Genomic DNA, 12,316 nt, shown 5'->3' with positions numbered 1-12,316 from the left:
GGCGTCGGATCGAACGCCCGCCATTCTCTCCCCCGGATTTTGAACTGATCTATCCAAAATGTGTTAGCCTGACCGCATGGCACGACCCAAGCAGTTCGACGAACCAGGGGCGGTGGACGCGGCCATGCGCGCTTTCTGGAGCGCCGGTTACGAGGGCACGTCCACCCAGGACCTCTGTGCGGCCACCGGTCTGGGCCGCTCGAGTATCTACAACACCTTCACCAGCAAGCATGACCTGTTCGAGCGTGCGCTGCGGCATTACATGGAGTTCAAGAACGCGGATACGTTCGAACTGCTCGACGGTCCCGGTTCGGTGCGCGACAAGATCGAGGCGCTGCTGCGGCGTGTGGTGGATGCGCCCGAGGACGATCCGCTGGGATGTCTGGTCGTGAACACGACAGTCGAGATGGGCCCCCGCGATCCCGAGGTCGCCGCGATGCTGCGTGCCGATCTGGATCGTCGGATGTCCGCGCTGGTCGGCGTGATTCGCGCCGGGCAGGCGTCGGGCGAGGTCGACGAGCGAGCCGATCCGTCCGATCTGGCCCAATTCGTCGTCGCCACCATCGGCGGTATGCGGGTCGCGGCGCGCGGCGGCGCCTCCCGGGACGCGTTGGCCGGTATCGCGGAGGTCGCCCTGCGCTGCCTCTGATCGATCGGCCGGGACGGTCCGTCACATGTTCCGGCGGTGAGTCCCGGCTACGCATGTCCGCATTTTGAACTGAATGATCCAAAATAAGAAGGGAAATGAAATGCCCTCGGCGGTATACATATTGGGCCTGGCGATATTCGCGCAGGGGACCTCGGAGATGATGTTGTCCGGCCTGCTCACGGGAATGGCCTCCGATCTCGGTGTCACCGTTCCGCAAGCCGGACTGCTGATTTCGGCCTTCGCCGTCGGCATGCTGGTGGGCGCGCCGATTCTGGCCGTCCTCACGGCGCGCTGGTCGCGGCGCACCGCACTGCTCGCCTTCCTCGCCGTCTTCGTCGCCACACACGTCGTCGCGGCGCTGACCGCCGACTACGGCGTTCTCGTCGGCACCCGTGTCGTCGGCGCCTTCGTATACGCGGGATTCTGGTCGGCGGCCGCGGCGACCGCGGTCGAGTTGGTACCGCCGACAGCGCGCGGGCGGGCGATGAGCGTCGTCGCGGGCGGCCTGACCATCGCGACCATTCTCGGCCTCCCCGCGGGCACCTTCATCGGTCAGCATCTGGGCTGGCGGGCCGCATTCTGGACGGTAGCGGCCGGATGCGCGCTGGTGATGGTCGCGGTGGCGATCGCGGTGCCCGAACAGCGCGCCGAGCAGACGCCGCCGGTGCGAAAGGAATTGCGCGCCTTGGCCACCCGTCCGGTGGCACTGCTGTACGCCACCACCGTGACGGCCACCGCCGCGCTGCTGGTCACCTTCGGATACCTCGGCGCCCTGCTCGCCGAGACGACCGGGATCGGTGAGAATTGGGTGCCGGTGGTGCTGGGTGTCTACGGCCTCGGCTCGTTCGCCGGCATCGTGACCGGCGGACGCACCGCGGACGCACATCCGCTGCGCAGCCTCACCGTCGGAATCTCGGGTCTGGTGCTCGCCTCGGTGATACTCGCGCTGACCGCGCACTATTGGGCGGCGGTCGTCGTGGTGTCGTTCCTGCTGGGCGCCTTCGGTTTCGGGACCAATCCGGTGTTGAACAGCCGGGTGTTCGCCCTGGCCCCGGCCGCCGGAACGCTCGGCGCGGCGGGCAACGTGATGTCGTTCAATATCGGCATCACCCTCGGCCCCTGGCTGGGCGGACTCGCCATCGGCGCCGGCGCGGACTACTCGGTGGTGGGCTGGATCGGCGCGGGACTGGGCGTGCTCGCGTTGGGCCTCGTCGGGCTGAGCCGGACCGCGGGTGGGACGCGTCCGGGTACGGCGGATCACTCCGATACGGCGGAAATCGCGGGACCGTCGACTGCCGGCACCTCCCGGAGATCCGCGGCAGCCGAAGACAGCGCGACTGTCGTCCCGGCGGAGTTGTAGGGACGGATCCCGGCGCGGAGGTGCGAACCGCACCTCCGCGCCGAACACTTATGCCGCAGCAACTTCCGTATCGTCGGCGAATTGGGTGCGGTAGAGCTCCGCGTACCGACCCTGTTCGGCGAGCAGTTGCGCATGACTGCCCCGCTCGACGATGCTTCCGTCCTCGATCACCAGGATCTCGTCCGCGTTCCGGACGGTCGACAGCCGGTGCGCGATGACCAGGGCGGTCCGTCCCTCCAGTGCCTCGGTGAGGGCCTCCTGCACCGCGGCCTCGGAGGTGGAGTCCAGCGACGCCGTGGCCTCGTCGAGGATGACGACCCGCGGTTGTTTGAGCAGCAGCCGGGCGATGGTCAAACGCTGCCGTTCACCGCCGGACAACCGATATCCGCGTTCGCCGACCACGGTGTCCAGACCGTCGGGCAGCCCGTCGATCACCGGGCGCAATCGGGCCCGCTCCAGCGCGTCCCACAGCTCCGTCTCACTCGCTTCGGGCCGGGCCAGCAGCAGATTGGCGCGGATGCTGTCGTGGAACAGGTGGCCGTCCTGGGTGACGAGTCCGACCGTGTCCTGGATCGAGCGGGTGCTCAGGTCCCGCACGTCGACGCCGCCCAGCCGTACCGCGCCGCCGTCCACATCGTAGAGCCGCGAGACCAGTTGGGCGATGGTCGATTTGCCCGCGCCGGAGGACCCGACCAGGGCGATCATCCGCCCCGGCTCGGCGCGCAGCGAAATCTCGTGCAGCACCTCGCTGCCGCCGCGATGATCGAGCGTCGACACATCCTCCAGCGAAGCGAGGGAGACCTTGTCGGCCGACGGGTAGCCGAAACGCACCCGGTCGAATTCCACGGAGACCGGGCCCGCCGGAACCGCCACCGCATTCGGCGCATCCTGGATCAGCGGCTTCAGATCGAGAATTTCGAAGACCCGCTCGAAGCTCACCAGCGCCGACATGATGTCCACCCGCGCACTGGCCAGCGCCGTCAGCGGGGTGTAGAGCCGGGTCAGCAGCAGCGACAGCGCGACCACGGCGCCGGCGTCGAGCTGTCCGCGCAGTGCGTACCAGCCGCCGAGGCCGTAGACCAATGCCACGGCCAGCGCGGATACGAGCGTCAACGCGGTGACGAACACCGTCTGCAGCATCGCGGTCCGCACGCCGATATCGCGCACCCGCCCGGCCCGCACCGCGAATTCCGTGGATTCCTGATCCGGCCGTCCGAACAGCTTCACCAGGGTGGCGCCGGGTGCCGAGAACCGCTCGGTCATCTGCGTACTCATCGAGGCGTTGAGCTGGGCGGCCTCGCGCTGGATGCTCGCGATCCGGGTGCCCATCTTGCGCGCGGGAAACATGAACAGCGGTAGCAGGATCAGGGCCAGCAGTGTGATCTGCCAGGACAGCCGCACCATCACCGCCACGGTCAACAGCAGCGTCACGATATTGGTGACCACGCCGGACAAGGTCGTGCTGAACGCGCGCTGCGCACCGATCACGTCGTTGTTGAGCCGGCTGACCAGCGCTCCCGTGCGGGTGCGGGTGAAGAACGCGACCGGCATCTTCTGCACGTGATCGAATACCGCGGTGCGCAGATCGAGAATCAACCCCTCCCCGATCCGCGCGGACAACCACCGGATCACGATGCCCAGGCCCGCGTCGAGCACGGCAACCAGCGCGATCACCGCGGCGAGGGTGAGGACCGAGCGCGGTGCGGCATGGCCGACGATGTCGTTGACCACTCGTCCCGCCAGCACCGGATTGGCCACCGTGAGCAGCGCGGAGGCGATGCTGAAGACTAGGAAGCCGATGAGTTGAGCCCGATGCGGGCGCGCGAATCGCAGAATGCGCGCGGCCGTCTCCCGGCGCAGACCGCGCCGCTGCTGGGGTGCGTGCGCCTGCCGGTACAGCTGACTCCACGCGACCGATTCGATGCTCATCCGCATCTCCTTCCGCTGCCGGGTTCATTCAACCCCGGGCCACCGACATTAAGACCTCAACAAAGGTTGAGAGCAAGTAGTCCTGGTTCGCCATGAGCGAAACGCGCCGGGTGACGTGCACTGCGGCGCTGCGCCCGGCTGCCGGTCGTCGGTCTCCTAAGGTCGAATCATGTCGTCGAACCACAGCATGCGAGCGATCCAGTACGAGCGAGTGGGCGGGCCCGAGGTGTTGACGCAGGTGGAGGTGCCGATTCCGGAACCCACCGGAGATCGGGTGCGGGTGGCGATCCGGGCGGCCGGGGTCAATCCGGCCGATTGGAAGATGCGCGCCGGACTCATGCCCGGCCCGCCCGGATTCCCCCGCCGTGCCGGATTCGAGATCGCCGGCGTGGTCGACGCCGCCGGCTCCGAGGCCCGGTTCCGGCCGGGTGACGAGGTGCTGGGCTGGGCGCAGGGCGGCGGCTACGCGGAGTACGCGCTGGCTACCCAGATCGTCGCCAAACCGGCCGAGCTGTCGTTCGCGGAGGCCGCCGCCATCCCGGTCGCCGCCAATACGGCCGGTACCGGCCTGGACGAACTGGCCGTGACGTCGGGCGAGACGTTGCTGGTGAACGGCGCCTCCGGCGCGGTCGGCGCGTTCGTGGTGCAGCTGGCCCGGGCTCGCGGCGCCACGGTCGTCGGCACCGCCTCGCCCGCCAACCAGGAGATCGTGCGCACGCTGGGGGCGATCCCGACCACCTACGGTCCCGGCGTCGCCGAACGTGTGCGCGAGCTGGCGCCGCACGGCGTCGACGCGGTCTACGACTGCGCCGGTCACGGATTCCTCGACGCCGCAATCGAATTGCGTGGCGGTACCGATCGGATCATCACCATCGCCGACGGCGCCGCCGCCGACAAGGGCGTCACCTTCTTCGCCCGAACCGGCGGCCCCGCCCTCGACATCGTGGCACGCGTCGCGCAGTCGGTCGCCGCGGGCGAATTCCGCCTCCCCGGGGCCGCGCGTACCTACCCGCTGTCCGAGGCCGCCGCCGCCCAGCGCGACAGCGAAACCGGTCACGGACTCGGCAAGATAATCCTGCTCCCGTAACCGGCTCGGCGGCACGCGGCGGCCGAACGGGTGTCGCCGTGCGTGGCGATCCCGAGCGGTGAGCGGATGGGTGCTCGCGTTCTACGCTGGCGATATGACCGACTCCTGGGTGCGGGCCCTGCGCGACCGGATCGACGGCGAGGTCGACGACGACGCCCGCCGCCGCGCGGAGTATTCCTCGGACGCCTCGAACTATCGTGTCCTCCCGGCGGCGGTGGTCTACCCGCGCGGCGACGAGGATGTGGCCGCGGCCGTGCGATTCGCCCGCGAGGAAGGGAAGCCGATCACCGCACGCGGAGGCGGAACATCCGTGGCGGGCAATGCGATCGGGCCCGGACTGGTGCTCGACTTCAGCCGGTACATGAACGCCGTGCTGTCCATCGACGCCGACAGCCGTTGTGCCCGAGTGCAGCCGGGTGTCGTGCTGTCCGGCCTGCAGCGGGCCGCCGGACGCCACGGCCTGCGACTGGGGCCGGACCCGTCGACGCAGAACCGCTGCACCCTCGGCGGCATGATCGGCAACAATGCCTGCGGCCCGCGCGCGGTGTCCTGGGGCCGCACCTCCGATACAGTGCGTGAGCTGCGCATCCTCGACGGCACCGGCGCGGAGCGCGCACTGGCCGCCGATCTCTCGGTGGTGCCCGGACTGGCGGAGTTCACGCGCCGCAATCTGGCGACCCTGCGCACCGAAGTGGGCCGCTTCGATCGGCAGGCCTCGGGATACGGCCTGCAGTATCTGACCCCGGAACGCGGTGCGTCGATCGCCAAGGCGTTCGTCGGGTCCGAGGGCACATGCGGCCTCGTTCTCGACGCGACCGTGGATCTGGTCCCGCTGCCGAACGCGACCGCGGTCGCGGTTCTCGGTTATCCCGATATGCCCGCCGCCGCCGACGATGTGAAGGCGGTGATGGCGGGCCGTCCCATCGCGGTCGAGGGCCTGGACGCGCGGCTGGTGGATGTCGTGCGCGCGCACGGGCGCGCGGTACCGGAACTACCCGTCGGCGGAGCCTGGTTGTTCGTCGAATTCGCCGGGGACACCGAGGAATCGGCGTACGACAGCGCGGCCGCGGTGACCGCCGCCTGTGCGGCTCTCGGCACCCGGATCGTCACCGACGCCGGGACGGCCGCCCGGCTGTGGCGGATTCGCGCCGACGGCGCCGGCCTGGCCGGGCGCACGCCCGAGGGCGAACCGGCCTGGCCGGGCTGGGAGGACGCCGCCGTCCCGCCCGAACGTCTCGGTGACTACCTCCGTGATTTCGATCGGCTGATGCGTGATCACCGCGTCGACGGCCTGCTCTACGGCCATATCGGCGACGGCTGCATCCACGTCCGGCTCGACCTTCCGATCGCCCGGGCGCCGCAACGGTTTCGCGACTTCCTGTTCGATGCCACCGATCTCGTCGTCCGTTACGGCGGTTCGGCCTCCGGCGAGCACGGAGACGGCCGTGCCCGCTCGGAACTGCTGTCGCGCATGTACTCCCCGGACGCCCTGCGCGTATTCGCCGAATTCAAAGGCCTTTTCGATCCGGACGCGATGCTGAACCCGGCGGTTCTGGTCCGGCCCGAACCCGTCGACGCCCACCTGCGTCTGCCCGGGCTGCGGCCGGTTCCGGCGGCGGGCGGTTTCCCGTTCCCCGCCGACGGCGATATCGGCGCGGCTGTCCACCGCTGTGTCGGCGTCGGAAAATGCCGTGCCGACACCCGCTCGACCGGTGGTTTCATGTGCCCGTCCTACCTAGCCACCGCCGATGAGAAGGACAGCACCCGGGGCCGCGCGCGGGTCCTGCAGGAGGTCGTCCGCGGCGCCCTGGACTGGCGTGCCGAGGCGGTCGCGCAGTCGCTGGATCTGTGCCTGTCCTGCCGGGCCTGCTCGTCCGACTGCCCGGCCGGTGTCGATATGGCGACCTACAAATCCGAGACGCTGTACCGCGCGTACAAAGGACGACCACGGCCGATCGACCACTATGTCCTCGGCCGATTGCCGCAGTGGCTGGCGGTGGGCACGAAAATGCCACGAACGGTGAACGCGCTCACCGGCATTCGATGGCTACGGCGAACGGGTATGCGCCTGGCCGGTATGGATCCGCGGCGTCCGGCGCCACGACTGGCGCCGCGCTCGTTCCGCGCTCAGTGGGCACACCGCGGACGGGACAGGAATCCGGACGGCCCGGTGGCCATGCTGTGGATCGACAGCTTCACCGATGCCTTCGCCCCGGACATCGGCTGGGCGGCCGTCGAACTCGTGGAATCGGCCGGATATCGCGTTCGCATTCCGGATCGCCGGGTGTGCTGTGGCCTCACCTGGATCAGTACGGGTCAGCTCGACGGGGCGCGCAAGCGGTTGCGGGCTGGGCTCGACGCGGTGGAGGAGCACGTTCGGACCGGCGGCTTCGTGATCGGCCTGGAGCCGTCGTGCACGGCCGCGCTGCGATCGGATCTGCCGCAGTTGCTCCCGGACGATCCGCGCTCGGTCCCCACCGCACGCGCGGTGCGCACACTGGCGGAATTCCTGACGGAGCAACCGGATTGGCAGCCGCCGGACCGCTCGGGCGAGACCGTGGTGGTGCAGCCGCACTGCCATCAGCACGCCGTCACAGGTTTCGACGCCGACCGGCGGTTATTGCGGCGGACGGGTGCGAAGATCACCGAAATCAGTGGATGCTGTGGGCTTGCTGGAAACTTCGGAATGCAATCCGGGCATTACGAGATTTCGGTCGCGGTCGCGGAGGGCGGATTACTTCCGGTGCTACGTGCGGCCGATGCGGCGACCCCGCTGCTGGCCGACGGATTTTCCTGTCGAACCCAAGCCGAACAGTTGGCCGGCCGGCCGGGTCGGCATCTCGCGCAATATCTGAACGATCGATGATTCAGATATCCGGAGGTCGCGGCGGAGACGGTCCGCGCACGCCCGCCGCATCGACGCGCGGCGGGCGAGGGCGGTGACGGATCAGCTGCCGAACGGCAGGGTGCCCGGAGGAATCTGGTAGCCAGAGCTACCGGCGGATACTCCACCCCACGCGCTGAGCAGCCAATTCAGGATGTTGGTAAGCATGGACACCTCCGTTGTGACATTGCCGAATGATTGCTGTTGACATCATTCCCCAGCGAGATCGGCGTGCGTGATCGTATCGTTACATGGTGGCGCGAATCCGTCACGTCCGCCATATTCCCACCTGAGAGTTTCCTCGAGACATCGTTGCGACCGGCGCCGCGCGGCTTTCTCCGGCGGGTCCCGGCTCGGCGGTCCCCGCGGGCGGCGCACAATGGGTCGGTGCGAGGACGCGGCAGGCCGATGATCGAGGACCCCGGATCCGGGGTGACCGCGCCCCGGTACCGCTCCCCGCACACGAACGCCTCGCCGGCGAATCTCGGCGCCACCGAACGCGGCCACTCCCGCACCCTCACCACCTCCCGGCCGATAGCCCTCGCGGACACCCTCGCCCCCCTGCGCCGGGGGCAGGGCGACCCGTGCCATCGCGTCGCGCCCGACGGTGCCCACTGGCGAGCGTCGCGCATGGCGAGCGGACCGGTGACCTACCGCCTCGTCCAGGCCGGCACCGATGTGGTCGCGGCGCGAGCCTGGGGCCCGGGCGCGGCGGAATTCCTCGACCAGCTGCCCCGCATGCTGTGTGTCGACGAGGAGCTCGACGGCTTCGCGCCCGACCATCCCCGCATCGCCGAGGCGCACCGGCGTCATCCCGGCCTGCACATGCTCCGCACCGGATTGGTCTTCGAAGCCCTGGTGCCGGCCGTGCTCGAGCAGCGGGTGCACACCGTCACCGCTCGTGGGTCGTATCGAAAGCTGGTGTGGCAGTACGGCGAACCGGCGCCGGGGCCGACGCCCGCGCCGATGCGGGTGCCGCCGTCGGCGCAGACCTGGCGCTATATCCCGTCCTGGGTCTATCACCGCGCCAATGTCGATCCGCAGCGTTCGCGCACGATCGTCACCGCCGCGCGGATGGCGGAGAAGCTGGAAGCCGCCGCGACGATGGCGCCGGAGCAGGCTGCCGAGCGGCTGCGCGCGGTGCCGGGGATCGGGGTGTGGACAGCCGCGGAGATCGCGCAGCGGGCCCTCGGTGACGCCGACGCGCTGTCGGTCGGTGATTTCCATCTGGCCGCGATCGTCGGCTGGAGTCTGCTGGGCCGCCCGCTCGACGACGAGGGCATGGTCGAGTATCTCGAACCGCTACGCCCGCACCGCTATCGGGCGATCCGGCTGCTCGAGATATCCGGTCAGGCGCGCAAGCCGGCGTTCGGCCCGCGCACCCCGCTGGTCGACCACAGCCGGATCTGAGCGGCTCAGCGCTGCGCCGTCGCCTGCGCGGCGGTCTGGGCGTGACGCAATGCCTCGGGCACCGGGACGCGGCCGAGGAACATCTCGTCGAAGATCGGGTCGATCGCCTGCAGCGCGGCCGCGAATCCCGGCCCGCCGCCCGACGCGATCCGCGGCCCCTTCAGCACATCGAAGAACGGGGACACGTCGATCCCTTGTGCCGCCCAATAGTCCCGGTACAGATGCTGATCCGCCACCACCGCCGGAATGGTCTGCCCACCGGCCGCCAGATAGCGGTTGCCGGCGGCGCTGCCGAGCCAGGTCAGCACGCGCCGCACCGCGTCGGGATGGGCGGTGTGGGCGCCCGCGGCGATGCCGATCGCATTGTCGGTGCTCACCCGCCCCGCGGGCCCGGCCGGGATCATCGCGATCCCCCAGCCGAAGCGCGCCTGCTGCGCGATCTGCGCCAGAGTGAAACTCCCGGATTGGAACAACGCCAGCTTGCCCTGCAGGAAGGCGTTCTTCGCGAAATCACTGCCGCTGCGGGTATCGGCCGCCGGCGGGGTGAGCCCTGCCCGAACCAGTCCGACGAGATATCCGAAGGCATCCACACCCTGTGGACTGTCGAAGACGTACCGATCCCCGTCCTGGAATCGCCCGCCCGCCGATCCCAGATACGGCAGCGACAGCGACTGGAAATCGTTGGCGGCGTTGTAAGCCCACGGCGCGGCAGCGGTGATCCGGCGCAACAGCTGCTCGAAGGAATCCGGTCCGTGCGGATTCCAGGTCGCGCGTGCGAGCTCCGCGGGGGCGATTCCGGCCGCGGTCAGCAGGTCGCGGTTGTAATAGACCGCCGTACCGCCGTCCACGAATTGCGGTACCGCCCAGAGCTTTCCGTGGCGGGTGTACTGCTCCACCGCCCCCGGATCCCACTGCCGCACCGCCTCGGGTCCCAGCATCGCGCCGATATCGGCCAGCCGCCCGGCATCGGCGTAATCGGTGTACAGATTCGTCCAGAACAGGTCGTCCACCGTGCCGCCCGCCACGTCGAGGCGCAATTTCTGCTGATAGGACGCCCACGGCACCACCGTGATCCGGACCTCGACATCCGGTTCGGCTCGCTGGAATTCGTCGAGTGCGGCGCGATAGGCCGGTACGAAACTCGCGTCCCAGATCCGCAACCGGATCACCGTGCGACCCGCGCCGCCCTCGTCGTCGTGGCCCAGCCACAGCGCCGCGGTCACCAGCAGGACCACGCCGAGCACGACGGCGAGCACGTTCAGCGTCGAGGTCTTCACGGCTCTCATTTCAGGCCCGTCCATGCGATGGAGCGCAGCACCTGCCGCTGGAACACCACGAACAGCACCAGCAGCGGCACGATCGCCAGCGTCGTCGCCGCCATCACCAGCGTCCACTGCTCGTTGTAGCGGGTCTGCAGATCCGCGGTCGCCACCGTGAGCACCTGCCAGCGGCCCGAGCCGGCGACCAGCGGCCACAGGAAGCTGTTCCACTGGGTCACCACGGTGATCACCGCGAGTGTCGCCAGAATCGGACGGCTCATCGGCACCACGACGTGCACGATCACATCGACGGTGTTCGCGCCGTCCAACCGCGCCGCGCCGATCAACTCGCGCGGTATGCCCCGGAAGTATTGGCGCAGCAGGAAAATCGCGTACGGCGAGCCGAAGACGAACGGCAGCACCAGCGCCCAGAAGGTGTTCAGCCACCCCAGGTGCGCGAACATCAGATACAGCGGAATCAACGTGACGATCGGCGGCACCATCATGGTCGCCAGATAGATCCAGAACAGCAGATCGCGGCCGCGAAACTCGGTGCAACCGAACGCGTATGCGGCGGCGATCGAGGTGATCAGCTGCCCGGCGGTGATGAACGCGGTCATCAACGCCGTCACCAGCACCGCGCGGCCGAACCCCTGCTCGAACGCGGCGCGGAAGTTGTCCCAGGTCGTCGGATCCGGGAGTACGAGCGGAGATTCCGTGGCGAACTGCCCCGGCGTCTTCACGGCCGTGAACGTGCCCAGCACCAGCGGCGCCACCGTGCACAATGCGCCCGCGAGCAGCAGCAGGTATGCGGCGACCGATCGCACAGCTGCCGAAGGCCGTTGCCGCACATCAGAATTCATAGCTGGTCCTGGTGCGGAAGTAGCGGTGCTGGAGGACGGTGATCGCCAGCATGATCACGCACACCACGATCGCCATGACCGCCGCCCGCCCGGGCCGCGCCGCGTCGAACGCTTCCGAGAAGATCTGCATCGCCACCACATTCGTGCGATCGCCCGGACCGCCCTTGGTCAGCGCGTAGATCGTGTCGAAGGTCTGGAACGCGGTGATGGTTCCGGTGACCAGGACGAAGAACAGGGTGGGGCGCAGCAGCGGCAGTGTCAGCCAGCGAATCCGCCGCCAGCCGGTGGCCCCGTCCAGCGCCCCCGCCTCGTGGATCTCCGGCGGTATCACCCGCAGACCCGCGACGAAGAACAGGGCCACATAGCCGACGTTCGACCAGATGCTCACCGCCGCAACCGAAGGCAGTGCCAGCGCCGGATCGGCCAGCCATTCGATCCGCCGGCCGAGCAGGGCGTTGAGCGCACCGTCGGTGGGTGCGAACAGCCAGCGCCAGATCACGCCGACCGCCACCGGCGCGCACATCCAGGGCAGTGCGAACAGCACCCGGAACGCACCACCGGCCCGCCGGCGCGCCAGCAGCGCGGCCACCGCGAATCCGAGGACGGTCTGCAGCGGCACCACGAGCAGGGTGAGCGCACCCGTCACCAGGAGCGATCGGCCGAATGCGCCATCGGACAGCACCGAGCGCCAGTTGCGCAGGCCCACGAATTCCATGGGCCCGAGCAGATTCCAGCTGTGCAGGCTGAGCCAGCCGACCAGCACGATCGGCAGGATCAGGAAGACCCCGATCCCGAACAGGCTCGGCGCCAGCAGCACCCAACTCGTCACGGCACGACGAACCGCTCGTCGGTTCACAGCAGGTGACGCTACCGGG

9 protein-coding genes are annotated in these 12,316 nt (G+C 69.1%); 5 read left to right on the top strand and 4 right to left on the bottom strand.

Annotated features, from left to right (window positions below; genetic code table 11):
• Positions 1–76: 76 nt before the first annotated feature.
• Together C8258_RS12335 and C8258_RS12330 are read left to right on the top strand one after the other, a co-directional pair.
• Complete coding sequence (locus C8258_RS12335) at positions 77–649, top strand: TetR/AcrR family transcriptional regulator (RefSeq protein ID WP_106955300.1); 573 nt, start codon at positions 77–79, stop codon at positions 647–649.
• Positions 650–749: 100 nt separating this feature from the next.
• Positions 750–2,009 (top strand): Cmx/CmrA family chloramphenicol efflux MFS transporter, encoded by a 1,260-nt coding sequence (locus C8258_RS12330; protein WP_106955299.1) that lies wholly within the window; start codon positions 750–752, stop codon positions 2,007–2,009.
• 48 nt (positions 2,010–2,057) lie between these two features.
• On the opposite strand, the gene C8258_RS12325 is transcribed toward C8258_RS12330, so the two are convergent.
• Complete coding sequence (locus tag C8258_RS12325; RefSeq protein ID WP_106955377.1) at positions 2,058–3,938, bottom strand: ABC transporter ATP-binding protein; 1,881 nt, start codon at positions 3,936–3,938, stop codon at positions 2,058–2,060.
• A gap of 187 nt (positions 3,939–4,125) precedes the next feature.
• Here C8258_RS12325 and C8258_RS12320 point away from each other — a divergent pair, with 187 nt between their 5' ends.
• The 3 genes from C8258_RS12320 (at position 4,126) to C8258_RS12310 (ending at position 9,319) form a co-directional block, all read left to right on the top strand.
• Positions 4,126–5,025 (top strand): NADP-dependent oxidoreductase, encoded by a 900-nt coding sequence (locus tag C8258_RS12320; protein ID WP_106955376.1) that lies wholly within the window; start codon positions 4,126–4,128, stop codon positions 5,023–5,025.
• A gap of 94 nt (positions 5,026–5,119) precedes the next feature.
• Positions 5,120–7,891: an FAD-binding and (Fe-S)-binding domain-containing protein gene (locus tag C8258_RS12315; RefSeq protein ID WP_106955375.1), complete on the top strand. Its 2,772-nt coding sequence runs from the start codon at positions 5,120–5,122 to the stop codon at positions 7,889–7,891.
• Between the two features lie 426 nt (positions 7,892–8,317).
• The gene (locus C8258_RS12310; RefSeq protein ID WP_233225039.1) at positions 8,318–9,319 is read left to right on the top strand and encodes a DNA-3-methyladenine glycosylase; all 1,002 of its coding nucleotides are present in this window, start codon (positions 8,318–8,320) and stop codon (positions 9,317–9,319) included.
• A 5-nt stretch (positions 9,320–9,324) separates the two neighbouring features.
• On the opposite strand, the gene C8258_RS12305 is transcribed toward C8258_RS12310, so the two are convergent.
• From C8258_RS12305 to C8258_RS12295, 3 genes are read right to left on the bottom strand one after another with little or no spacing between them, the layout of a single operon-like run.
• On the bottom strand, positions 9,325–10,605 hold the full coding sequence (locus C8258_RS12305; RefSeq protein WP_106955298.1) for a sugar ABC transporter substrate-binding protein: 1,281 nt from the start codon (positions 10,603–10,605) through the stop codon (positions 9,325–9,327).
• Complete coding sequence (locus tag C8258_RS12300) at positions 10,602–11,441, bottom strand: carbohydrate ABC transporter permease (protein ID WP_106955297.1); 840 nt, start codon at positions 11,439–11,441, stop codon at positions 10,602–10,604. Before C8258_RS12300 ends, C8258_RS12305 begins: the two co-directional genes overlap by 4 nt.
• On the bottom strand, positions 11,431–12,297 hold the full coding sequence (locus C8258_RS12295) for a carbohydrate ABC transporter permease (protein WP_106955296.1): 867 nt from the start codon (positions 12,295–12,297) through the stop codon (positions 11,431–11,433). The genes C8258_RS12300 and C8258_RS12295 overlap by 11 nt, the downstream gene beginning before the upstream one ends.
• Positions 12,298–12,316 lie beyond the last annotated feature (19 nt).

Origin of the sequence: Nocardia sp. MDA0666 (assembly GCF_003023875.1) — a bacterium.
In the GTDB taxonomy this organism is placed as follows: domain Bacteria; phylum Actinomycetota; class Actinomycetes; order Mycobacteriales; family Mycobacteriaceae; genus Nocardia; species Nocardia aobensis.
The sequence above is the reverse complement of the archived record's forward strand: the minus strand, read 5'-3'. Positions and strand labels throughout refer to the sequence as shown.

What these genes read in the sequence shown, in the direction of transcription:
- C8258_RS12330 (WP_106955299.1), top strand. Translation starts at nt 750, where the DNA reads ATGCCCTCGGCGGTATACATATTGGGCCTGGCGATATTCGCGCAGGGG.
- C8258_RS12320 (WP_106955376.1), top strand. Translation starts at nt 4,126, where the DNA reads ATGCGAGCGATCCAGTACGAGCGAGTGGGCGGGCCCGAGGTGTTGACG.
- C8258_RS12305 (WP_106955298.1), bottom strand. Translation starts at nt 10,605, where the DNA reads ATGAGAGCCGTGAAGACCTCGACGCTGAACGTGCTCGCCGTCGTGCTC.
- C8258_RS12300 (WP_106955297.1), bottom strand. Translation starts at nt 11,441, where the DNA reads ATGAATTCTGATGTGCGGCAACGGCCTTCGGCAGCTGTGCGATCGGTC.
- C8258_RS12325 (WP_106955377.1), bottom strand. Translation starts at nt 3,938, where the DNA reads ATGAGCATCGAATCGGTCGCGTGGAGTCAGCTGTACCGGCAGGCGCAC.
- C8258_RS12315 (WP_106955375.1), top strand. Translation starts at nt 5,120, where the DNA reads ATGACCGACTCCTGGGTGCGGGCCCTGCGCGACCGGATCGACGGCGAG.
- C8258_RS12310 (WP_233225039.1), top strand. Translation starts at nt 8,318, where the DNA reads ATGATCGAGGACCCCGGATCCGGGGTGACCGCGCCCCGGTACCGCTCC.
- C8258_RS12335 (WP_106955300.1), top strand. Translation starts at nt 77, where the DNA reads ATGGCACGACCCAAGCAGTTCGACGAACCAGGGGCGGTGGACGCGGCC.